This window comes from Kribbella sp. DT2, from assembly GCF_049844575.1.
GTDB lineage: Bacteria > Actinomycetota > Actinomycetes > Propionibacteriales > Kribbellaceae > Kribbella.
Window position 1 is genome coordinate 100,009 of the sequence record NZ_JBNCLH010000010.1, and the last position, 22,333, is coordinate 122,341.

The 22,333-nt window shown below is 69.6% G+C and carries 23 protein-coding genes; 5 read left to right on the top strand and 18 right to left on the bottom strand.

Annotated features, from left to right (window positions below; translation table 11 throughout):
* Nucleotides 1-77: 77 nt before the first annotated feature.
* A complete protein-coding gene (locus ACLQ2O_RS34560) occupies nt 78-797 on the bottom strand; it encodes an ABC transporter ATP-binding protein (RefSeq protein ID WP_425840411.1) in 720 nt (239 codons plus the stop codon).
* 179 nt (nt 798-976) lie between these two features.
* Between ACLQ2O_RS34560 and ACLQ2O_RS34565 the strand changes: the two genes are divergently transcribed.
* Nucleotides 977-1,525 (top strand): helix-turn-helix domain-containing protein, encoded by a 549-nt coding sequence (locus tag ACLQ2O_RS34565; protein ID WP_425840414.1) that lies wholly within the window; start codon nt 977-979, stop codon nt 1,523-1,525.
* A 165-nt stretch (nt 1,526-1,690) separates the two neighbouring features.
* Here the strand turns inward: ACLQ2O_RS34565 and ACLQ2O_RS34570 are convergent, their stop codons facing one another.
* The 10 genes from ACLQ2O_RS34570 to ACLQ2O_RS34615 all read right to left on the bottom strand — a co-directional run bounded on the left by ACLQ2O_RS34570 (nt 1,691) and on the right by ACLQ2O_RS34615 (nt 9,357).
* Nucleotides 1,691-2,014: a DUF2469 domain-containing protein gene (locus tag ACLQ2O_RS34570; RefSeq protein WP_012922325.1), complete on the bottom strand. Its 324-nt coding sequence runs from the start codon at nt 2,012-2,014 to the stop codon at nt 1,691-1,693.
* Nucleotides 2,015-2,090: 76 nt separating this feature from the next.
* Nucleotides 2,091-2,789: a ribonuclease HII gene (locus ACLQ2O_RS34575; protein ID WP_425840419.1), complete on the bottom strand. Its 699-nt coding sequence runs from the start codon at nt 2,787-2,789 to the stop codon at nt 2,091-2,093.
* A 337-nt stretch (nt 2,790-3,126) separates the two neighbouring features.
* Nucleotides 3,127-3,897, bottom strand: coding sequence for a signal peptidase I (lepB, locus tag ACLQ2O_RS34580; protein ID WP_425840422.1), 771 nt, complete (start codon nt 3,895-3,897; stop codon nt 3,127-3,129).
* Entirely contained in the window at nt 3,894-4,523 is a 630-nt protein-coding gene (gene lepB, locus ACLQ2O_RS34585; protein WP_425840425.1) for a signal peptidase I, read from the bottom strand. Before lepB (ACLQ2O_RS34585) ends, lepB (ACLQ2O_RS34580) begins: the two co-directional genes overlap by 4 nt.
* Before the next feature lie 136 nt (nt 4,524-4,659).
* Entirely contained in the window at nt 4,660-5,010 is a 351-nt protein-coding gene (gene rplS / locus ACLQ2O_RS34590; RefSeq protein ID WP_425840428.1) for a 50S ribosomal protein L19, read from the bottom strand.
* A gap of 153 nt (nt 5,011-5,163) precedes the next feature.
* The gene (gene trmD, locus ACLQ2O_RS34595; RefSeq protein ID WP_425840431.1) at nt 5,164-6,363 is read right to left on the bottom strand and encodes a tRNA (guanosine(37)-N1)-methyltransferase TrmD; all 1,200 of its coding nucleotides are present in this window, start codon (nt 6,361-6,363) and stop codon (nt 5,164-5,166) included.
* Nucleotides 6,363-6,911, bottom strand: a complete 549-nt coding sequence (rimM, locus tag ACLQ2O_RS34600; protein WP_425840433.1) for a ribosome maturation factor RimM — start codon at nt 6,909-6,911, stop codon at nt 6,363-6,365. The genes trmD and rimM overlap by 1 nt, the downstream gene beginning before the upstream one ends.
* 111 nt (nt 6,912-7,022) lie before the next feature.
* Complete coding sequence (locus tag ACLQ2O_RS34605; RefSeq protein ID WP_344183870.1) at nt 7,023-7,274, bottom strand: RNA-binding protein; 252 nt, start codon at nt 7,272-7,274, stop codon at nt 7,023-7,025.
* A gap of 5 nt (nt 7,275-7,279) precedes the next feature.
* Nucleotides 7,280-7,816, bottom strand: a complete 537-nt coding sequence (gene rpsP, locus ACLQ2O_RS34610) for a 30S ribosomal protein S16 (RefSeq protein ID WP_425840436.1) — start codon at nt 7,814-7,816, stop codon at nt 7,280-7,282.
* A 197-nt stretch (nt 7,817-8,013) separates the two neighbouring features.
* Entirely contained in the window at nt 8,014-9,357 is a 1,344-nt protein-coding gene (locus ACLQ2O_RS34615) for a 6-phospho-beta-glucosidase (protein WP_425840439.1), read from the bottom strand.
* A 134-nt stretch (nt 9,358-9,491) separates the two neighbouring features.
* On the opposite strand from ACLQ2O_RS34615, the gene ACLQ2O_RS34620 reads away from it, so the two are divergent.
* From ACLQ2O_RS34620 to ACLQ2O_RS34630, 3 genes are all read left to right on the top strand, one after another.
* Entirely contained in the window at nt 9,492-9,686 is a 195-nt protein-coding gene (locus tag ACLQ2O_RS34620) for a hypothetical protein (RefSeq protein WP_425840442.1), read from the top strand.
* A 24-nt stretch (nt 9,687-9,710) separates the two neighbouring features.
* Nucleotides 9,711-11,054, top strand: coding sequence for a flotillin family protein (locus ACLQ2O_RS34625; RefSeq protein WP_425840445.1), 1,344 nt, complete (start codon nt 9,711-9,713; stop codon nt 11,052-11,054).
* A 142-nt stretch (nt 11,055-11,196) separates the two neighbouring features.
* Nucleotides 11,197-11,979 carry a peptidoglycan DD-metalloendopeptidase family protein gene (locus tag ACLQ2O_RS34630; RefSeq protein WP_425840448.1) on the top strand — a complete coding sequence of 261 codons (783 nt, stop codon included), beginning with the start codon at nt 11,197-11,199 and terminating at the stop codon, nt 11,977-11,979.
* A 48-nt stretch (nt 11,980-12,027) separates the two neighbouring features.
* On the opposite strand, the gene ACLQ2O_RS34635 is transcribed toward ACLQ2O_RS34630, so the two are convergent.
* The 3 genes from ACLQ2O_RS34635 to ACLQ2O_RS34645 form a co-directional block, all read right to left on the bottom strand.
* Nucleotides 12,028-13,149: a S1 family peptidase gene (locus tag ACLQ2O_RS34635; RefSeq protein WP_425840451.1), complete on the bottom strand. Its 1,122-nt coding sequence runs from the start codon at nt 13,147-13,149 to the stop codon at nt 12,028-12,030.
* Nucleotides 13,150-13,260: 111 nt separating this feature from the next.
* The gene (locus ACLQ2O_RS34640; protein WP_425840453.1) at nt 13,261-13,899 is read right to left on the bottom strand and encodes a LuxR C-terminal-related transcriptional regulator; all 639 of its coding nucleotides are present in this window, start codon (nt 13,897-13,899) and stop codon (nt 13,261-13,263) included.
* Entirely contained in the window at nt 13,887-15,122 is a 1,236-nt protein-coding gene (locus ACLQ2O_RS34645) for a sensor histidine kinase (protein WP_425840456.1), read from the bottom strand. Before ACLQ2O_RS34645 ends, ACLQ2O_RS34640 begins: the two co-directional genes overlap by 13 nt.
* 133 nt (nt 15,123-15,255) lie before the next feature.
* On the opposite strand from ACLQ2O_RS34645, the gene ACLQ2O_RS34650 reads away from it, so the two are divergent.
* Entirely contained in the window at nt 15,256-16,155 is a 900-nt protein-coding gene (locus tag ACLQ2O_RS34650; protein WP_425840459.1) for a CPBP family intramembrane glutamic endopeptidase, read from the top strand.
* 23 nt (nt 16,156-16,178) lie between these two features.
* Here the strand turns inward: ACLQ2O_RS34650 and ACLQ2O_RS34655 are convergent, their stop codons facing one another.
* From ACLQ2O_RS34655 to ACLQ2O_RS34670, 4 genes are all read right to left on the bottom strand, one after another.
* Nucleotides 16,179-17,543 carry an N-acetylmuramoyl-L-alanine amidase gene (locus ACLQ2O_RS34655; RefSeq protein WP_425840462.1) on the bottom strand — a complete coding sequence of 455 codons (1,365 nt, stop codon included), beginning with the start codon at nt 17,541-17,543 and terminating at the stop codon, nt 16,179-16,181.
* Between the two features lie 129 nt (nt 17,544-17,672).
* Entirely contained in the window at nt 17,673-18,770 is a 1,098-nt protein-coding gene (locus ACLQ2O_RS34660) for an amidohydrolase family protein (protein ID WP_425840465.1), read from the bottom strand.
* Nucleotides 18,771-19,212: 442 nt separating this feature from the next.
* A complete protein-coding gene (locus ACLQ2O_RS34665) occupies nt 19,213-20,373 on the bottom strand; it encodes a lytic transglycosylase domain-containing protein (RefSeq protein WP_425840468.1) in 1,161 nt (386 codons plus the stop codon).
* A 387-nt stretch (nt 20,374-20,760) separates the two neighbouring features.
* Nucleotides 20,761-22,152: a lytic transglycosylase domain-containing protein gene (locus ACLQ2O_RS34670; protein ID WP_425840471.1), complete on the bottom strand. Its 1,392-nt coding sequence runs from the start codon at nt 22,150-22,152 to the stop codon at nt 20,761-20,763.
* Between the last annotated feature and the right edge of the window lie 181 nt (nt 22,153-22,333).

Below are 22,333 nucleotides of genomic sequence, written 5' to 3' on the forward strand. Positions count from 1 at the left end.
GCCGGCGTTCACACCGTCCGCTGCCCGGGCCTGTGCGCGGGGATGACGGGGACCGCTCCCCGCTCGTGGGGTGGGGATCACGTGACCTGCTCCTTCGTTGTCAGGGCGAGGAAGGCCTCTTCCAGGGTTGAGCCTTCGGTGGCGAAGGCTGTCAGCGGGCCGGTCCAGGCGACTTGGCCTTGGTTGATCAGGACGAGGTCGTCGATGCTGTGCTGCAGTTCGGTGAGGACGTGGCTCGAGATCAGGACGGTTCGGCCTGAGGCGGAGAAGTCACGGAGGAAGGTGCGCAGCCAAACGATGCCTGCCGGGTCCAGACCGTTGGACGGTTCGTCCAGGACAAGGACGTCGGGGTCGCCGAGCAGTGCGGTGGCCAGGGCCAGTCGTTGGCGCATGCCGGTCGAGAAGCCGCGGACCCGTCGGTCGGCGTAGCCGGCGAGGCCGGCCACTTCGATGACGTGATCGACGCGGTCCCGGGGATGACCACCGAGGTCGCAACTGATGCGCAGGTGGCCTCGGGCGGTGGAGGACGGGTGGGCCGAGGCGATGTCCAGCACCGCTCCGACTGTGCTTGTCGGTAACGACAGGTCTCGGTAGGCGACATCACCGAACAGCGCAGTGCCTTGGTCCGCGCTGGTCAGACCCAGGAGCATCCGCAGGGTTGTGGACTTACCGGCTCCGTTGGGGCCGATGAAGCCGGTCACCCGGCCTGCTTCGGCTGTGAACGTCACATCAGAGACCGCAACGACCTGGCCGAACCGTTTGGTCAGCCCGGAGACCCGGATCGCCACCGCGGTCATCGGTTCACCGCCGTACGGGCTTCGGCGACGAGCGCGCCGGCGTACGAAGTGACACGCCTGTCTTCGGCTGGAGTGCCCGCCGGCGCCTCGTTGCTCAGTGCGGCCATGGCGGTGCTCCCTCGTTGATAGCCTGAATCATAGTGAGAACATTATCAGAGTGATAATAATCGGAGGACGGGATGGCGAAGAGGTCGCCGGTTGCCGACGTGGTGATGCATCCGGTGCGGTTGCGGATCATCCAGCAGTTGGCCGGTCGCGAACTGACCACCGCGCAACTGCGGACGGCGTTGCCCGAGATCACTCAGGCGACGCTCTACCGGCATGTCGCCGCCTTGGTGGAGGCCGGGATCCTGGCCGTCGTGGCGGAGCGCCGGGTGCGGGGAACGACGGAAAGGACGCTCACCCTCGGGGAGCGGATGGCGCACGCTGATCTCGACGAGCTCCGGACCATGAGCCAAGGGCAGCTGCAGAGCGCCTTCCTGGCGTTCCTCAGTCACCTGGGCGAGGGGTTCGACAGGTTCCTCGCGAGCGAGGATCAGGCGCTGCGCGAGTACGTCGGCTTCGGGCAGACGCAGCTGTACGTCACCGCCGAGGACCTACCGGTGATCCAGGCCGGCTTCGCCGAGCTCCTCGCGCCGTACCTGACCGACCAGGGCGACGCCGGGCGGCTGCGCGTCGCGCTCAACACCGCCCTCATCCCCGACCCGGCACCGCCGGCCGATCAGTAACAACCCTCAGGTGCTTCGTCGTGGGGAGACGTTGCGGCGGAAGGCTGGGGCCTCCTCGGCATGTCGCGGGAGGCAGGCGCGCAGGCACAGGCGGCCGGCGTACGGGAGCAGGCGTGCGGACGGGCTGAGCGGGCGTCTCCGGGGAGGCGCCCGCTCAGAAAGTCGTCAGCGGCCGAAGTCGGAGTCCTTGGGGACTTCCAGGTCGGACTTGGCGAGTTCTTCGATGTTGACGTCGCGGAAGGTGACGACCTTGGCGTTCTTCACGAAGCGGGCCGATCGGTAGACGTCCCAGACCCAGGCGTCGGCCATCGTCACTTCGAAGTAGACGTCGCCGCCTTCGGTGCGGACCTTGAGGTCCACGGCGTTGCACAGGTAGAAGCGCCGTTCGGTCTCCACGACGTACTTGAAGATCCCGACGACGTCCTTGTACTCCCGATAGAGCTGTAGCTCCATATCGGTCTCGTACTTCTCGAGGTCGTCAGCGCTCACGCCTCCACCTCGCTAGCGCTCGGCTCCGGCGTGAGCGCTAGGGCAGCTGTGCTCTTTGTTCGCTCGCTACGCTCACTCATCGGCTCTCCACTCCGGTGGGACTGGTCACAGTCTGTCCCATATCGGGCCGCAGACTGCGGCGGACATTCTCGAATCGCCGTCGATGTTGCGGACACGGGCCGTATTTGTCCAGCGCCGCCTGGTGCTCGGGCGTGCAGTACCCCTTGTGGACCGCGAAATCGTACTCGGGGTAGACGGTGTCCCAGTGCTGCATGATCCGGTCGCGGGTGACCTTCGCGATCACTGAGGCGGCAGCGATGCAGGCGGCGACCCGATCGCCTTTCCAGATCGCCAGGCCCGGTACGCCGAGGCCGTCGACGCCGAAACCGTCGGTCAGCACGTACGACGGGCGCACGTCGAGCCGGAACAGGGCCCGGCGCAGCGCCTGGACGTTCGCGACGTGCATGCCGAGACGGTCGCACTCGTCGGCCTCGATCGAGACGACCGACCAGGCCAGCGCGCGGGCGCGGATCTGCTCGTAGCAGCGGTCGCGCGCCTTGGCCGTGAGCAGCTTCGAGTCGGCGAGCTCGGGGATCTGACCGCGCTTGCCGTCGGGCAGGATCACCGCGGCGGCGACCAGCGGCCCGGCGCACGGTCCCCGGCCGGCCTCGTCGACACCAGCGATCGGGTCGAGACCAACACGGCGCAGGGCGCGCTCGTAGCCGTACAGGCCCGCGTCACGGCGAATCGTGCTGCCGCGTGGGAGAGCGCTCATCCGACCCTCCCCACACGGCACAGGCGAACACCACCACAGGACGAAGTACGACGCCTCGAGCCGACCGCCACCCCGTGCGCGGAGGTATCGAGGGCCGGTACTTGAGCCAACCAGCCGGCCGCTGGCGGGTGGGCGTCGGCGGTGCCGGGCGCGTGGGTGCCGAGCGGGTCGGCGCCGGCGCCGCCGGGCGCATGGGTGCCGGGCGCGTGGGCGTCGGCGGTGCCGGGCGCGTGGGTGCCGGCCGGCGAACGGGTGGAGACGTGAGGAAGCGAAGAGCTGGACCTCGTACGGCGTGCGGAGGTGGGCGGGTGTGCGGTGAGGGGCACGGGGGCTCCGCTTACTTGGGGGGTGCTGTCAGGGAGATCGACGGCTTCGCCGGCGGCGGTTCGGCGGCGGGCGGGATGGATTTGAAGGTGTCGGGGACGCCGAGCTTGGAGAAGTTGCTGGCGGGCCAGACGACCAGGATGGCGCGGCCGGTGACCTTGTCGAGGGGGACGAAGGCGGCGTCGCCGGGGCTGCCGCCGTCGGGGCCGGTGTCGCTGAGGTGGACGCGGGAGTCGCCGGACTCCGAGCGGTGGTCGCCCATCACGAAGACCTTGCCGGCGGGCACGGTGACCTGGAACTCCATCGCCGACGGCGCGTCACCGGGGTACAGGTACTGCGACTCCTCGAGCGGCTGGCCGTTGACCATCAGCCGGCCCTTCTCGTCGCAGCAGGCGACCTTGTCGCCGGGCATGCCGATCAGGCGCTTGATCAGGTGACCGTGGCTGGAGTCCGGGAGCAGGCCGACGACCTCGAAGAACCGGCCGATCGAGCCGCGCTTCTGGCCGCTCTCCTCGGTGCCGAGCCAGCCGCCCGGGTCCTCGAAGACGACGACATCGCCGCGCTCGACGTCGGTGAGCTTCTCGACCACCACCCGGTCACCGACCAGCAGGGTGTTCTGCATCGACTCGCTCGGGATGATGAACATCTGCCCGACGAACGCCCGCAGGATCGACGAGACGATCAGCGCTCCGACCACGATCAGCACGAACTCGCGGGCCGCGGCGGCCAGCCCCGAGCGGTGGGTGGGTTTGTCCGGCGTCGCCTCGGTCGATGTATCGGTCACTTCTTCAGCCCCGGCTTCTTGAAGGTTTCCGGAGGACGCAGCATCGTCATCCGGTCAGACGGCCAGATTACGCAACAGGCCCGGCCAACCACGTTCTCGATCGGCACGAACCCGCCACCGGGACCACCCATGTGCGCGCGGGAGTCGGCCGACTCGGCGCGGTTGTCCCCCATCACCCACAGGTGACCAGGCGGTACGACGACGTCGAACGGCTGCAGCGACGGCTTCGCGTCCTTCAGCAGGTACTCCTGCTCGTCGAGCGGGATCTTGTTGACCAGGATCCGGCCCGACCGGTCGCAGCAGAACACCCGGTCGCCGGGCAGCCCGATCACCCGCTTCACCAGGTGACCCTCACCGCTGCGCGGCAGGATCCCGACGAACTCGCCGACGCGGCGCAGCGGACCTGGGGTCGTCGGCTCCTCGTTCAGCCAGTTCGCGGGGTCCTTGAAGACGATGATGTCCCCGCGGTCGACGTCGCGGTGCAGGTAGCTGACCTTCTCGGCCAGGATGCGGTCGTTCGTCGTGAGTGTGTCGTACATCGACTCCGAAGGCACGTAGAACGCCTCGGCGACAAAAAGCCGCAGAACGACCGTGATGACCAGGGCGAGCACCGTCACCGTGGTCATCTCGATCAGCAGGCTCAGCAGCGGGTTGCGCTGCTTGAGCCTGCGATGTCGTCCTTTGCTGCGACGTGCCCTCTTGGCTACCGGGCGAGCGCGAGTCGCAGTGCTCGGCGCCATACCTGACCGTCGTCGCTAGGACTCAGGCGTCCCGCTTCTCCTTGATCTTCGCAGCCTTGCCGCGCAGCTCACGCAGGTAGTACAGCTTGGCGCGACGCACGTCACCGCGGGTGACGACCTCGACCTTGTCGACGATCGGGGTGTGCATCGGGAAGGTGCGCTCGACGCCGACGCCGAAGCTGACCTTGCGGACCGTGAAGGTCTCCTGCAGGCCACCACCCTGGCGACGGATCACGACGCCCTTGAACACCTGGACGCGGGAGCGGCTTCCTTCGATGACCTTGACGTGCACGTTGACCGTGTCGCCGGGGCGGAAGGAGGGGAGGTCGTCACGCTTGCTCGCGTTGTCGAGCTCGTTCAGGACGTTGGTCATCAGGTGTTCGCTTTCTCGCGCGTGCCACAGGTCACCCACGAAATAGGTGGTGAGAAGCTGAAGGATGTCGCCGTGCGGTGGTCACCCCCTGTGGCAGGAGCACCGCACACGCAACAGCGACCAAGTTTGCCACACGGCCCGGTCGCAACGAAATCAGCGTCGGCGCCGCCGCTTGGCGAGCAGCACGAACTCGACCTTCGCGGTGTGCGGCTCCCGCCGCACCTCTCGGTAACCGGCCTGGCGGTAGAGCCCCAGGTTGCGCTCACTCTCGGTACCGGTGAACAGCTCGTACGCCGTGACCTCGGGCGGCGCGGTCTGCTCGGCCACCTTCAGCAGCCTCTTCCCGACGCCCTTGCCCTGCCAGTCCGGCACGACCATCAGCCGCCCGATCCGGCCCACGGAGCCGTCGACGGCCAGGTGCACGGACCCGACGATCCGCGTGCCCGCCACGGCTTTCCAGACCGTGCCCTGGCGGATCCGCTCGAGAGTGCCCTCCACCGGCTCCAGCAGCGGCGGGATGGTGAAGTCGTCGTACGCCAGCGCCTCGGACAGGTACGCGGCCCGCTGCAGCGTGAGCAGCTCCCCCGCGTCGCTCTCGACAGCCGGCAGTACGTCGATCAGCCCGGCCGCGTCGTCCTTGCCTGCGACAACGCCTCCCCAGGCGGCCAGCAGGTCGGGGCGGCGCTCGGCGGTGCGCCGTACAGCCTGGTCGTGGCGCCACTGGGCGATCAGGGCGTGGTTCCCGGACAGGAGGACGTCCGGGACGTCGTGGCCACGCCAGGAGGTCGGCTTGGTGTACACCGGGTACTCCAGCAGGCCGTCGCCCGAGTGGGACTCCTCGGCCAGGGACTCCGGGTTGCCGATCACGCCGGGCAGCAGCCGGGCCACCGCCTCGACCATGACCAGTACGGCGACCTCACCGCCGTTCAGCACGTAGTCGCCGATCGAGACCTCGTCGACGCGCATCCGCTCCCCCGCGTACGCCGCGACGCGCGCGTCGATCCCCTCGTACCGGCCGCAGGCGAAGGCCAGCCAGGGCTCGGCGGCCAGCTCGTACGCAAGCTCCTGGCTGAACGGCCGACCAGCAGGCGTCGGCACGATCAGGCGAGGCTGTGCCGGGCCATCAAGAGGAGCCACAGCGTCCAGCGCCTCGCCCCACGGCTCCGGCTTCATCACCATGCCCGCACCGCCGCCGGACGGGGTGTCGTCGACCGTGCGGTGGCGGTCGTGGGTCCAGTCGCGCAGGTCGTGCACCCGGACGTCCAGCAGACCGCTCTTCGCCGCCTTGCCGACCAGACTGAGGTCCAGGGCGGCCAGGTACTCCGGGAAGATCGAGAAGACGTCCAGCCTCATCAGCCGGCGTCCGGATCGGTCGGGACGACCTCAGCGCCCTCCGGGTCGAGCAGGCCGGGCCGGTCGGCCACCAGCACGAAGCCCGCACCCAGGTCGATCTTCGGGACCAGCTCCTCGACCAGCGGAACCAGTACGGCGTTGCCGCCCGGACGGCGGATCTCCAGCAGGTCCTGCGACGGCAGGTGGACCACGTCGATCACCTCACCGGCCTGCTCGCCGTCGGTGGTGCGGACGGCCAGGCCGATCAGCTCGCGGTCGTAGTACTCCTCGGGGTCCTCCGGGCGCTCGTCCTCGCCGATCTCGGCCTGCAGGGCGAGGTTGCGCAGGTTCTCGGCGGCGGTCCGGTCGGGAGCCTCGACGAACTTCACCAGCAGGCGGCCGGAGTGCCAGCGGCTGGACTCGACGGTCAGGGCCCGGGCCGGCTGGTTCTCCGTCATCAGGACGGCGCCGTCGGCGAACCGGAGGTCCGGCTCGTCGGTCCGGACGATCATCCCGACCTCACCCTTGATCCCGTGTGCCCGGCCGATCCGGCCGACGGTCACCAACACCCGTGTGTCCCTCTCTGCTCCCACCGGCCCAGGCGGACCGGCGTACTGCCGAAAAATCAAGCGAAGGGCCGCACCCAGGGGGTACGGCCCTCCACAGAGACTGCTGCCGAGTCAGCGGCGCGGACGCCGGTTCTGCTCGTCGACGAAGTCGATCCGGACCGACTGCTCGGAGCTGAGCGCCCCGACCACCGTGCGGATCGCGGTCGCCGTGCGGCCGTTGCGGCCGATCACCTTGCCGATGTCGTCGGGGTGCACGTGCACCTCGAGCGTGCGGCCGCGGCGCAGGTTGCGCGACCGGACGCTGACGTCGTCAGGGTTGTCGACGATGCCACGGACCAGGTGCTCCAGCGCCTCGGTCTCCATGACGATCAGGCCTTGGCGTCGTCGGCCGGCGCGGCCTCGGCGGCCGGGGCCTCGGGCTCGGCGGCCTTCGGCTCCTCGGTCTTGGCCTCAGCCTTGGCCTCGGTCTTCGCCTCGGTCTTCGCCTCGTCCTTGACGGCGTCGTCCTTCTTGTCGGCCTTCTTCGCCGCGGCCTTCTTGGTGACGGCCTCGGTCTTCAGCGTGCCGTGGGCCTCGGCCAGCGCCTCGTTGAAGATCTCCAGCTTGTCGCGCTTGGGCTCCTTGACGCGCAGCGGCGCCGGGGCCTCGAGACCCTTGAACTTCTGCCAGTCACCGCTGGCCCGGAAGATCGCCTGGACGGCCTCGGTCGGCTGCGCGCCGACGCTCATCCAGTACTGCGCCCGGTCCGACTCGACGTGGATGAAGGACGGCTCGGCCTTCGGGTTGTACTTGCCGATCTCCTCGATGGCGCGGCCGTCACGCTTGGCGCGGGCGTCCATCACGACGATGCGGTAGTGCGGCGCACGCTTCTTGCCGATGCGCTTCAAACGGATCTTGACTGCCACGTTTGTGTGGTCTCCCTCGGGAAATACAGGTGGGTGAGCTGCACGCCGTCGTGGGGACAACGGATGACCACTCGAATGGGCCGGCCGGGGCGTGGAGTTAGAGGGCTGCACAACATCCGGACGGACTCAGCCTGACATTCTGCCAGATCGGGGGCTCGCAACCCAATCCGCACCAGTACGGCGTACGAGCGCCGCCGTCAGGCGCGGAACGCGGCCAGGTCCGGCAGGTGGTCGACGTACCCGTCGAGCAGCTTCCCGGCGGTGTTGACCGAGTCGATCAGCGGGTGCCAGGCGAAGGCGCGCAGCGCGGTCGCGCGCGAGCCCGACGCCGCGGCCTCGATCGTCGACCGCTCGACGGCCTTGACCGAGCTGACCAGGCCGGCCTGGTGGTCGGTGAGCTGGGAGACCGTCAGCGGGCGAGCGCCGTTCGCGTCGACCGTGCACGGGATCTCGACCACCGCGTCGTGGTCGAGGTGCTCGAGCGTGCCGCGGTTGCGGACGTTGAGGATCAGCGAGGCGCGCTCGTTGTGGGCGATCGCGCGCATCAGCGACAGCGCGACCTGCTCGTAGCCGCCGGCCGACATGTCGCGCTCGTCGCGTTCGCCGGCGTCGGCGACCTCGCGGCTCTCCACCATGTACGTCGACTCGCGCTCGGCGCGGGTCTTCTGCCACAGCTCGAGCGCGTCGCCGGGGTGGCGGGCGGTCTCGGCGTAGAAGTCGGACTGCTGCTCGAGCAGGAACTTGCCGCGGGTCTTCTCCACCGACTGCACCGCGGCGAGGGTCTCGCGGGCGAAGTAGTAATAGTGCAGGTACTCGTTCGGGATCGAGCCGAGCGAGCGCAGCCACTCGACGCTGAACAGGCGGCCCTCCTCGAAGGCGCCGAGGGCCTGCGAATCGGCGAGCAGCTCCGGCAGGCGGTCGACCCCGTCGTACTGGAGGCCGCGGAGCCAACCGAGGTGGTTCAGGCCGGCGTAGTCGTAGAAGGCCTGCGAGGCGTCCAGCCCGAGCGCCAGCGCGGCGCGACGGCCGAGGCCGGAGGGTGAGTCGCAGATGCCGATCACGCGGTCGCCGAGGTACGGCAGCATCGACTCGGTGACCATGCCGGCCGGGTTGGTGAAGTTGATGACCCACGCGTCCGGAGCCAGTACGGCGATCCGCCGCGCGATGGCAGTTGCCACCGGCAACGTTCGCAGCCCGTAGGCGATCCCGCCGGCGCCGACGGTCTCCTGGCCCAGTACGCCGAGATCGAGGGCGACCCGCTCGTCGATGGTGCGCCCTTCGAGGCCGCCCACGCGAATGGCGGAGAAGACGAAGTCGGCACCACGAATTGCTTCGTCGAGATCAGTAGTTGGACTCACCACTGGAGCATCGGAAAAAGAAAGTGCTTGCTGCTTCAGTACCGCGGTGATCGCGTTCAGGCGGTTCTGGTCGGTGTCGTACAGGGTGACCGCCGTGATGCGGCCCTCGCCCTGGTCGCCGAGCAACGCCTGGTGGACGAGGGGGACGCGGAAGCCGCCGCCGCCGAGAATGGTGAGTTTCACGCCAGTACCACCTGTACTCCTGCTTCGGTCAGTTGGACCCACCTGTTTATCGCCCGCACCACGGAACGACCGTAGCAAGGGACCGCTAGGCTGCGCGGAACTGGAGCAGGCCGGAGTGCGTCGGAAGGTGCGTCATGGTGGGGAAGCGGGGACGCGTGATCGGGCGGGTGGGTCCGGGAATCGTCGGCGAGGTGATGCTGCCGGTCCGCGGTGCCACCGAAGCCTTCTACGCTTACCCCGCGACCGACGAGGTCATCGAGGTCGGTACGCCGGTGGTGGTGGTGGAGTTCGACCCGCCCCGCTCGGTGTACGTCGCTCGCGCCTTCTGATTGTTTACGTTCCCTGGAGGGGAAATGTTCTGGACTTACCTGATCGGTGGCGCGGTTGCCCTGGTCGTGCTGCTGCTCCTGTTCCGGATGGTCTGGCGGGTGGCGGAGCCGAACGAGGCGCTGATCATCTCCGGTCTCGGCGCGCACTCCAGCGTCGAGCAGGTCAACGAGACGCTCGGCTTCAAGATCGTCGTCGGCCGCGGTACCGCCGTGCTGCCCGGTTTTCAGACTGTCCGGCGGCTGCCGCTCGACATCCGCGCGACGCCGCTGACCGTCACCTGCGTGTCCAGCCAGGGCATCCCGCTGCACATCAAGGGCGTCACGGCGTACAAGGTCGGTGACGACTACGGCTCGATCGCGAACGCGGCCCGGCGGTTCCTGGAGCAGAGCGACGAGCAGGTGATGGGCACCATCCACGAGCTGTTCGCGGGTCACCTGCGGGCGATCGTCGGTTCGACCACGGTCGAGGAGATGCTGCACGACCGGGAGACGCTGACCACGAACATCCGCGGCTCGCTGGCCGGCGACATGGAGAAGCTCGGCCTGGTGGTCGACTCGCTGCAGATCCAGGAGATCGACGACGAGTCCGGCTACATCAAGAACCTCGGCCGCCCGCAGGCCGCCGCGGTCGAGGCCGCGGCCCGGATCGCGCAGGCCGAGCGGGACCGCGAGGCGACCGAGCGCGAGCAGGTCGCCGCCGCGGCCAAGGCGGCCGCCGTACGGCAGAGCTCGATCGCGCAGGCCGGGTACCAGGCCGAGGTCGACCAGGCGAACTCGAAGGCCTCGCAGTCCGGGCCGCTGGCCGAGGCGCTGGCCCGCCAGCAGGTCGTGGTCGCCGAGACCGAGACCGCGAAGCTGAACGCTTCGCTGGCCGAGAAGCAGCTGGAGTCGAGCGTCCTGAAGCCCGCCGACGCCGAGGCGTACAAGCAGCGCACGCTGGCCAACGCGTCCCGGGACGCGCAGATCGCCTCCGCCGAGGCGAACGCCCGCGAGGTCACGCTGCGCGGTGAGGCGCAGGCCAAGGCGACCGAGCTGAACGGTACGGCCGAGGCGCTCGCCGTCCAGGCCAAGGCGATGGCCGAGGCCGCCGGTATCAAGGCGCGCGCCGAGGCGCTGGCCACGAACACCGACGCCGTCGTCGCCCAGCAGCTGGCCGAGGCCTACCCGGAGATCGTCCGCGCGGCGGCGAGCTCGTTCGAGAAGGTCGGCAACATGGTCGTGCTGAACGGTGCCCAGGGCATCGAGGACACCCTGGTCAAGACGATCACGATGGGTGGTTCCGGCTTCGCGCTGGCCAAGCAGCTGATCGACTCGCTGAGCACCAAGCCGGCCGAGCCGGCGACGCCGCTGGAACCGGTCAAGGACTGACCTTTCGACCGTAGGTTAATCAGTAACTGCACCTGAGCTGTATCCGTTCCTACCTGACGACGTCTGCGCTAGCTTGTTGGTCATCACTCCAGGCGTCACGGACATCACCGCCCGTGACCGGTCGCTTGAGGGACTGATCATCGTGCTCAGACGAACTCTCGCTGTGCTCGCCTCACTCCTGGTCGGTGCCGCCACCCTGGTGGCGGTACCGACGCAGGCGCAGGCAGCGCCCAACTTCAAGGCCCCCTTCCCCTGTGGTCAGCGCTGGACCTTCAGCCACCACTCGGCCGAGGTCCGCCGCGCTCTCGACTTCGTCCGCGCGGACGGCGGTACGACGAACGGCACGCCCGTGCTCGCCTCGGCGGGCGGTGTCGCGACCCGCTACTCCCAACCCTCCGGGGCCGGCAACTACATCGCGATCGACCACGGCGCCGGCTGGAAGACCTACTACTTCCACCTGTCGGCGTACTCCGTGCCCAGTGGCGCTACCGTCGCCCAAGGCCAGCAGATCGGGGTCACCGGAAGCACCGGCAACTCCTCCGGTCCCCACATCCACTACGAGCAACTGCTCAACGGCGTCGGCCAGAACATCGTCATCAACGGCCAGGGCCTGCCGTACCCGGGCTCGTACAACCAGAACTTCCTGACCAGCGACAACGGCTGCGGAGGCGGCGGCGGGACGCCGTTCACGACCTGGGGCTCCGGCATCCGGATCCGCTCCGACGCCCGGCTGGCCGCTCCGGTGGTCGGAACGCTGGCCGGCCCGACACAGGTGTTCGTACTCTGCCAGAAGCAGGGCGACACGGTGACGGCCGAGGGCTACACCAACAACTGGTGGTCCAAGCTGCGCGACCAGAACGGCTTCATCACCAACATCTACATCAACCATCCGGCGGCGCAGCTGCCCGGCGTACCGAACTGCTGAACCTGGTCCCGGATCCGCCTTGCCTGCAAGGCGGATCCGGGATTTCTGTCAGGCGGTGTGCAGCGTCAGGCCGTACGCGCCGAGGATCTCGTTGACCGGCTGGAACCAGGTCTCGCCGCCGCTGGAGCAGTTGCCCCAGCCACCGGACGTCACGCCCTGGGCCTGGTCTCCGGTGATGAACGAGCCGCCGGAGTCACCGCCCTCCGCGCAGACGTTGGTCTTGGTCGCGCCGTAGAAGAGCGCGCCGTTGCCGTAGTTCACGGTCTCGTTCTTGGCCAGGATCGTGCCGCAGTGCCAGTGGGTGGTCGACCCGCTGCGGCAGACCGACGTACCGACCGGTGCTTCCCAGGAGCCACGGACCAGCTGGTCGCTGACCTGACCCCAGCCGAGCACGACCGGTACGGTCCACCAGCCGCTGTCGACCTGGACCCACGCGTAGTCGTTGCCGGGGAACGAGGATCCGCGGAACACGCCTTGGGCCGAGCCGTCCCAGCCGCTGGTCCTGGCACCGGCGCCCGAGCAGTGGCCGGCGGTGACGAAGCCGCCGTGCACGGAGAAGCCGATCGAGCAGCGGACGTTGCCGGTGTAGTACGGGTCTCCCCCGACCGTTCCGGCCGCGAAGGTCCGCGGGGCCTGGGCCGCGACCTCCTTGACCGTGATGGCGCCGGTCGTGGCGAGCTTGTTGACGAAGGCATCGGTCGCCGCGGATCGCTTGCCTGCTTGGACGTTGACGACGATCGTGCCGGACCTGGGGTCGGTCGACCAGCCGCTCACTGCGGCCGGGACGTTCTTGCCGGCGAGCTTGTCGACGGCAGCCTTCCGCTGATCGAGTACGGCGGCCGGCACCTTGACTTGTTCGGCCTCGGCGCCGGTGCGCCTGACAGCGTCCGCGGCGGCCGGCGTCGTCACGCCGACGACGAGCTTCTCGCTCGCCGCGTCGTACCAGACGCCGCCGAACGCAGCACCGGCTGCCTTCTGCGCGGCAGGGACGAGCTTGGCGGCGACGGACTCGGCCTGCAGGCGTTCACGGACCTGCTGCTCGGTCAGGCCGAAGTCCTTCTGCATCGCAGCCGTCTGTCCCGGCACGGCCAGCGGCTGCTGTGTTGCCACGGCTTGCGTCGGCACGGCCAGCACTGTGGCGACCAGGGCTGTGGTCACGAAGATCTTCATGGTTGGGACTCTCCTCACCTCGGGGCGGTTGGGGTGCGGTGAGAGCGCTCTCGCGACACAGCGTGCTGGATCGCGCACGAACCGTCAAGAGTTCGTTGTCAGGGCAAACGCTTACAGCCCGAGATGAGCCAGTACGGCGAGCACGCGGCGGTGACCGGAGTCGGTCGGCGGCAGGTCGAGCTTGAGGAACACGTTGCCGACATGCTTGTGCACGGCCCCTTCGCTGATCACCAGCTTCTGGGCGATCGCGGTGTTGCCGAGCCCTTCGGCCATCAGCGCGAGCACCTCGCGCTCGCGCGGCGTGAGCCGGTCGAGCGGGTCGTTGCGCTTGACCATCAACTGGCTGACGACCTCGGGGTCGAGCACGGTCCCGCCGGCGGCGACCCGTCGTACGGCCTCGAGGAACTCGTCGACGCGGGAGACCCGGTCCTTGAGCAGGTAGCCGATGCCCTCGCTGCCGGAGGCGAGCAACTCGGCGGCGTACACCTCCTCGACGTACTGGGAGAAGACGAGCACGGGCAGCCCCGGCCGGACGCGGCGCGCCTCGATCGCGGCGCGCAGGCCCTCGTCGGTGAAGGTCGGTGGGAGCCGGACGTCGACGACCGCGATCTCCGGCGGGCTCTTGTCGATCAGGGCTTCGAACTCGGCCACGTCGGCCGCGACCCCGATCACCTCGAAGCCGGAGTTGCCGAGCAGCAGGCCGAGGCCCTCGGCGAGGATCGGGTTGTCCTCGAGGATCACGACCCGCACGGCAGGATCACCTCGACCGTCGTCGGCCCGCCGATCGGGCTGGTCAGTTCCAGGTGTCCGTCGATCGCTTCCACCCGGTGCATCATGCCGCGCAGCCCGCTGCCCCGGCCGAGCAGGTCCGGCTGGTCGCCGATCCGGGCGCCGCCGATCCCGTTGTCGCTGATCGCCAGGTAGAGCTCCGGGCCGCGCCGTTCGAGCAGCAGGTCGACGTGTCCGGCGGCCGAGTGCTTGGAGACGTTGGTCAGCGACTCCGCGACCACGAAGTACGCCGCTGCCTCGACTGCCGCCGGGACGTTGCCGAGCTCACCGACCCGCAGGTCGACCGGGATCGGGCTGCGGGCGGACAGGGCGGAGACCGCTCCGGACAGGCCCCGGTCCTGCAGGATCGGCGGGTACATGGTCCGCAGTACGCCGCGCAGCTCGGTCATCGCCTGCTCGGCGCCGTCCCTGGCGTCGTCCAGCAGCTCAGCAGCTTTCTCCGGGTTGTCAGCCATCAGCTGCTTGGCCACACCGATCCGCATGGCCAGTGAGACCAGCTGGGCCTGCGTGCCGTCGTGCAGGTCGCGCTCGATCCGGCGCAGCTCGGCACCGTGCGAGTCGACCGCTCCAGCGCGGCTCCTGGTGAGCTCCTCGACCCGCTGGGCCAGCTGGGCCGTCTCCAGCTCGGCCGGGCTCGGCGCGAGAGCCTTCTTGATCGCACTGGCGTAGGCAGTCGCCGCTGCCGGCGCAATCCACGTCAGGAAGGCCACGCCGGTGAGCATCTGCAGCGGGCCCAGCGTGAACGCGTCGCCCCAGGTGTGGACCGCGAGACCGGCCAGCGTGAACTGCCCCGGGTCGAGCTTCCAGAGCACCATGCCGAGCAGAGCGCTGGGCACGGCCAGCAGGGAGAAGACCGCCACGAACAGACCGATGAAGGTCAGCAGCGACAGCGGCAGCAGCCACAGACTGCGCCGGAACGACGGATCCCTCGCCAGCGCGCTCACGTCGAACGCCTTGCGCTGGGCTGCCGCCGGCAACTGCGGCTGCTCCGCAAGCTCCAGGTACCGGTTGGCGGCGGTGTGCTCGGCGTTCGCGAACCTGACCAGTCCCACGGTGACCCCCGGGATCGCCCACCCCAGCAGCAGCGCGAACGGCGCCGCCACGATCGTCGCGGTGCCGTACACGAACCGGATGAGCAGGTAGCTGCTGGCCCGCCAGCCGCGGGTGATGATCTTCGTGAGCATCGTCGTGCCTCCATCGTCGTCAGCACCGATCCTCCGCCACCGACGGACCCCGCGTCGGTACAGCAGGCTCTACTCTTCACCCGGGTACTGACTGGATCGTACCGAGCGCCCGACGCTTCTAGCGTCGATCGCCATGACGACTACCGTCCGACGACGCGCCGACCTCCCGGCATACCTCCTGATCGCCTTCAGCGGCATGTGGCTGGCCATGCTGCCCCTGCTGATCACCGGCTACCACCGCGACAGCAACGAGCCCGGCATGGGCGCACTGCAACAGATCTGCGTGTACGCCGCCATGACCAGCCCCGCCCTGGCTGCCCTGTTCGTGCTCCGGTACGTCGCCCGGGTGCCGGACCTGCGCGCCGCGCTGGGCCTGGTCCTGCCCAGGCCGTGGCGCAAGGGGCTGGCCGACTGCTTGCTGGCGCTGTTCGTGCCGCTGGCGCTGACCGTGGCCGCGCTCTGCGTGGGAGCGGCGTTCGGGGTCTACGCCTTCGATCTGCGGGACCTGTCCGGGTTCCGCGCCGAGTTCGCACCAGATGCCGGAGGCAACGGGATCCCGTGGTCCACGGTGGCCGGCTGGGCCGTCGTACTGATCCTGCAGATGCTCGTCTCGCTACCGTTCTTCTACGGCGAGGAGCTGGGCTGGCAGGGCTATCTGCTCCCCCGCCTGATGCCCTACGGCCGGCTGATCGGCTACGCCGGTACGGCCCTGGTCTTCGCTCTGTGGCACCTGCCGACCCTGATCATGGGCGGCCAGTACCCCGGCTACTCGCTGCTCGCCTCGGTCGGCGCGCTGGTCGTGTCCTGCCTGCTGGTCGTCCCGATCTTCAGCTGGCTGCGCCTGCGGTCGAACTCCGTCCTGCCCGCCGTACTGGCGCACACCGTGGTGAGCAGTGCGACGGTCCGCACCGCCTGGCTGCTGAGCGACTCCGACGTGGAGATGGATCCGATGTCGATCGGGCTGCAGGCCTGGCCGGGGTGGATCGTGATGGGGCTGTTCGTGGTCTGGCTGGTCCGGACCCGGCGGATCTGACGCCGCCGGGTCCGGATCAGGCGTCAGCAGACCGCGACACCCGGGAGTTTGGCGGACGGGCTGTCGATGTAGATGTTGGACATGTACCCGCCCTGGTCACGCAGCTTGGCCCACCAGTTGTTGCTGGTGCCCTCGGCGTTGACCGTGTCGCCCTGCTTCTGGCAGGAGACGAAGACCTGCGTCGGGCCGGGCAGCTCCATGATGATCGAGGCGGTCAGCTTCGCGTCCGAGCGGACCCGGACCCCGGCGCCGTACGTGGTGAAGTTGTACGTCGGCGGGTTCGGGTCGCCGCCGTTCACCAGCTGCATGTAGTAGGTCCAGTTCCAGTTCGGACCCGGGTCGGTGTGGTCGTTGCCGGGCATCTCGTTGTGGCCCTTGATGTACGTCCGGGTCTTCGGGATGCCGCGACGCTCGGCGATGTTCTTGGTCAGCGCCGCCGAGGCCCGGTACATCGCGTCGGTGAACCACGACGGCTGGGCGACGTAGCCCTCGTGCTCGATGCCGACCGTGTACGGGTTGGTGTTGCGGGCGTGGTAAGCGGTGTCTTTCTCGGCCACCATCTGGGTGACCTGCCCGTCGCTGGAGCGGACCACGTAGTGCGAGCTGACCTGCGACGAGGCGTTCTTGAACCAGCTGATCGTGCCGGCGTACGAGCCCTGCGCCACGTGGATCACGATCGTGCTGATCGCGGCGGTCCGGCCGACCCGGTAGTTGGCGCTGTTCGCCGCGTTCCAGATCGCACCCGGGTAGTCGGCGGCCTGGATCGAGGCCGGCGTCCGGGTGCCGAGCGGGGCCACGTTCGCGTACTTGCCGCGGTCCGGGGTCACCTTGACCGGCTGGGTGGAGACGCCCTCGGCGCCGACGCCGAGGCCGATGATCCGGTAGACCTCGTCGGTGTAGAGGCGGGCGGTCGGGCCGTCGGCGGAGTGCGAGTACTGCGCGACGACCTCGTACCACTTGCCGATGTCCTGACGCGTTTGCCCTTGCAGGCCGGCCTTGTCGGCGTACGCGTCGAGGACCGCAGCGGCGCCTCTGACGTTCGCGTCCTGGTCCTTGGCCAGCTTCTCGACCGGGAGCCCGGTGAGCTTCGCGGCCTCGGACATCGTCGGGTTCGTCGGGTTGCCGGCCAGGTGCATCACGCCGTACCCGTTGGCCTGGCTGGGCTGACCGTCGTGGCCGTCGAGGTGCGACTCGGCGTAGCCGATGCCGACCAGGAGCTCACGCGGTACGTCGTACTGGGTGGCGGCGGTCTTGAAGGCTTCGGCCAGGGTCGAGGTGGTGCCGGTCTCGACCGGGGTGGCGGCGTTGCTGGGCAGTGCGCTGAGCGCGAGCGCTCCGGCGGCGGCCGTGGCGAGCACGGCGGTCAGTCTGCGAACGGTGTGACTCATGGGCGGGAATCCTTCCGAGGGGCGGCGGAGGTTTCCCTCACGGTAGGGCAAAAACTTCCGGCCAGACCAGTAGTTGAGTGAACTTTTTCCCGTCACCCGGTGAATTGGTCTCGTCACTCGCAGAATAGTTCAGCCCTTGACGACTTTGCCTCGCAACACGATCAGCTTCGGCGCGTCGAGCACGCGCGGATCCAGCCGCGGGTCAGCGTCGTACACGACCAGGTCGGCCGGCGCTCCCGGCGCCAGCTCCCCCGGTACGCCGAGCCACTCGCGCGCCGCCCACGAACCGGCCGCGAGCGCCTGCTCCCCGCTCATCCCGATCTCGGTCAGCGCCCGGATCTCGTCGGCGACCAGCCCGTGCCCAAGCACGCCACCCGCGTCGGTGCCGGCGTACACCGGGACGCCGGCCTCGACCGCGTTCCGCAGGGTCTCGTGGCGGCGGGCGTAGAGGTCACGCATGTGGGCGGCGTACTGCGGGAACTTCGCCTCGGCCTGATCGGCGTACTCGGGGAAGTTCTCCAGCTGGATGATCGTCGGTACGACGGCGACGCCGCGCGCGGCCATGTCGTCGAGCAGCTCCGGCCGCAGCCCGGTCGCGTGCTCGAGGCAGTCGATGCCTGCGGCCAGCAGATCCGGCAGCGCGTGCTCACCGAAGACGTGCGCGGTGACCCGCGCGCCGAGCTCGTGCGCCCGGGCGATCGCCGCGTCGAGCGCGTCCGCCGGCCAGCACGGCGTCAGGTCGCCCGCGTCGCGGTCGATCCAGTCGCCGACCAGCTTGACCCAGCCGTCGCCGCGGCGCGCCTCCTGCTCGACGTACGCGACCAGCTCGGACGGCTCGATCTCCCAGCCGTAGTTGCGGATGTAGCGCTTCGAGCGGGCAATGTGCCGACCGGCCCGGATGATCTTCGGCAGGTCCTCGCGGTCGTCGATCCAGCGAGTGTCCGCGGCCGAGCCCGCGTCGCGGACGAGCAGCGCACCGGCGTCCCGGTCGGCGATCGCCTGCTCGAGCTGGGTCTCCTCGTCGACCGCACCGCGCTGGTCGAGACCGATGTGGCAGTGCGCGTCGACCAGCCCCGGGACGATCCAGCCGTCGGTGCTCAGCGTGCTGACCTCGCCGGTCGCAGGCCGGTCGACAACCAGCCCACCGCTGAGATGGAGCTCCTGCCGCTCACCGGCCGGCAGCACCGTGCCGACGAGTCTGAGTGTCCCAGGTCCAATCGTCGTCATACCGCCGACCGTAACGGGGCCAGCGTCACGTTGCATCCACACCCCCGCCCCCACCTCCCCGCCGAGCTGCGCCCGCCGCGCCCACGGCTGGAACGTTCCGCGACCCGCTCGGAGATCGGCTCATGCGATGCACCACGTCTGCACCCCAGGCGACCCTCCACCTGTTCCCGGCCGGCACGGCACCAGCCACCACCTCGTTCCCGGCCAGCCCGGCATCGACCATCGTCGGCCGCACGGGCCACCGGCCTGTTCCCGGCCGGCACGGCATCACCCTCTAGCTTGCTCCCGGCCGGCGCGGCACCAGCCATCGACGGCGTCGTCGGCCGCACGGGCGCCGGCCTGTTGTTGGGCCGCACTCGACCGACTCACCCCTGGAAAACCAGCAGGTCCGCGCGACTCCGAAGAGTCGCGCGGACCTGGACCTGTGCTGCAGCAGGAGTGGTTACCCGTGGGACCCACTGCCCTGGGTGCAGGGGGTGGGGTTGCCCTCGGTCGCGCACGGCGAACCGGTCGGGCTGTCCGTCGGGGTCGGGGTGGGCGTCGGAGTCGGGGTCGGCGTCGGCGTGGGGGTCGGCGTCGGCGTCGGGGTGTCCTCGGTCGGCGTCGGCGTCGGCTTGTCCGTCGGCGGCTTGGTCGGACGGGTCGTCGGCCTGTCCGTCGGCGGCGGCGTCGGGTCGATCTGCGGCGGCGGCGTCGTCTGGATCGGCGTCGTCGGCTTCGAGGTCGGCGTCGGCGTCGGCGTGGTCTTGGTGTCGTCCGGCACGTCCGGTACGTCGCGCGGGTCGACCTTGCGCTCGGCGTTGCCCAGCGGCTTCGCGGCCGACAGGTTGCCCTTCGCGTTCGGGATCAGTACGGCGCTCTTGCTGTAGACGCGCATCCAGCGCAGCACGGTGGCGACGAAGTCCTTGGAGTGCTGGTACCGCAGCAGGGCGGCGACGAGGTCGCGCGGGCGCTTCAGGTCGTCGCCCTCGGAGCACAGGTAGACCGCGACCGTGGTGACCGCGTCGTACACGTTGTTCGGGTTGCGGAAGCTGTCGCCGTTGCCGTCGGCGCCGAACTCGCTCCAGACGCCCGGAACGATCTGCATCGGGCCGACCGCGCGGTCCCAGACCCGGTCGCCGTCGTACCGGCCGCGGTCGGTGTCGGCGATCTTGCCCAGGCCGGACTTGCCGTTGAGCACCGGGCCGAGCAGCTTGCCGCGGGTGGTGCCGGCCACGTCGACCCGGCCCCCGCTGGCGTGGTTGGACTCGACCTTGCCGATCCCGGCCAGCAGCGGCCAGGTGAGACCGCAGTTCGGCCGGACCACGGCGAGATTCGCGGTGGCGCGGCGATAGGCGGGGAAGACCCCGCGGGGGATGCCGTTCACGGCGTTCGGCCGGCCGGGACGGACGACCGAGCGGCCGTCGGTGGCCCCTTGCACGGGGACGTCGGCACGGGCGGGCTTGTCCGATCCGATCCGGCCGTCCACTCCGGGACGCTGCGGAACGATCATCGTCAGTTCGTCGAATTCACCGCTGTTCAGTCCGGCTCCAGGCGATGGGGCGACCGGGCTGTCCGCCGCGAGCTGGCCGGAGGCACCGGCTCCGCCCGAGGCGACTGTCACGATGGCCCCCACCAGGAGGGGGGCCGTGCACAGTGAAGCGATGATTATTTTGACCCGACGGTTTCCACTACGGGTTAGGCGCATAGACCCCTCAACGATCGATGCGCCAGAAAGTTATCGAGATCTGACGGAAAGTTAACGTAGCCGGTGGCCCGTCGCGCGGGAGCTCGCTCGGCGTACGGTGTATCGCTGCGCGGACGGGTGGCGTCGATCGTTGCCCCGCGTACGGTAGCCGGTTGCCCGGGGCCCCGCTCGGCGGTCCACTGGGCGGACTCCCGGGGTCCACCGGTTGCCCACGGCCCAGGCTTCCGGCTTGATCGCCCGCTCCCCCGCCGCGCCGTTCAGGGCCTCGGGCCCTGATCTATTGGGCCTGCGGCCCCGATCGGATCAGTTGCCCGGCTTCGGGGCGTCGTCAGAGGTGGAGTTGTTGGCCGAGCCATCCGGTGTCGTGCAGGTCGGCTCACCGGTCGGTGTGCTCGTCGGCGTCGCGGTGGGAGTTGGCGTCTCACCCGGCGCGCAGGTCGTCGGCTCACCGGTCGGCGTCGTCGACGGCGACTCGGTCGGCGTGACCGTCGGGCTCTCGCTCGGCGTGGTCGACGGCGTGTCCTCGGTGTTCGTCGGGCTCGTCGTCGGAGGGGTCGAGGGAGGCGGCGTCAGCGTCGGCGGCGTGGGCTTCGTCGGCGGCTTCGGCGTGTTCGTCCACGGCGGCAGCGAGCTCGGCGGCGGGGTCGGCAGCGACGACGGGGGCTTGGTCGGCGTCGGCGTCGACCGGATGGGCTGCGTCGGCCGCGTGGACTGCGTCGGCTGGGTCGTCGCCTGCGTCGTACTGGCGGTGGCCGTCGGCTTCGGCGTGGTGTCGTCGTCGCCCGGGATGTCGGTCGGGGTGTCGTCCTTGCGCACGTTGCCGTCGTCGCCCGGCGGGTCGATCACGCCGTCGTCGTTCGGGGTGGTGATGGTCGAGTTGCTGTACGACTTCATCCAGCGCAGCACCGTGGACACGTAGTCCATCGAGTGGTTGTACCGCAGGACGGCCTCGACCAGACCCTGCGGGGTGCTCAGGTCGGCGTTCGCCGAGCACAGGTAGTCAGCCGCGGCGCGCGAGGCGTCGAACACGTTGTGCGGGTTCTTCACGCCGTCGTTGTTGCCGTCGGCGCCGAAGCCCTTCCAGGTGCCCGGGATGAACTGCATCGGGCCGACGGCCCGGTCCCACTGCGCGTTCCCGTCGTACTGGCCGCCGTCGGTGTCCGCGATCGCCGCCATCCCCGGACCACCGTCGAGCACCGGCCCGAGGATCTGCCCGCGGGTGTTCCCGGTCGCGTCGACCCGGCCACCGCTCGCGTGCGCGGACTCGACCTTCCCGATACCCGCCAGCAGCGGCCACGTGATGTGACAGCCCGGCTTGGCGGCGGCGAGATCGTTCGCGGCCTTCTGGTACGCCGCCAGCACGGTCCCCGGGATGCCCGAGACCGCGCCGCTCGGCCCGATCACCGTCTGCTGCTTGCTGTCGGTGGCCCCGGTCACCGGGACCTCGATCGTCGACTTCTTCTCCGACGGGATGCTGCCGTCCGCGCCGGGCTGGGTCGGGACGTCGTCGAGCAGGTCGTCGAACACCGAGTCCTGCCGCGGCTGGCTGAGCGCGTGCGCGTCGACCACGAACGTGTTCGACGGGATGCCGCCGACGACGAACACGGCGACCAGCGCGGTCGGTGGGGCAAGGCAGATCAACGTCGCGGTCAACTTGCCCCGCCACGTGTCGAGATCCTTGAACTGCCGCCTCATCCGAACCCGTCTCCTCGACGTATTCCGCAGTACGCCCGTGCTCCGGGCGCAGGCACGATCTTAACCGGTGACCGGTCAGGGACAACCGGTCACGGTGAGTCTCTCGTTCTTCACACCCGGTTCGCAGCACTCGTACGGCGTACCAGGGCCCCTTGGTTCTCACCGTACGTAGCGGTCGGGG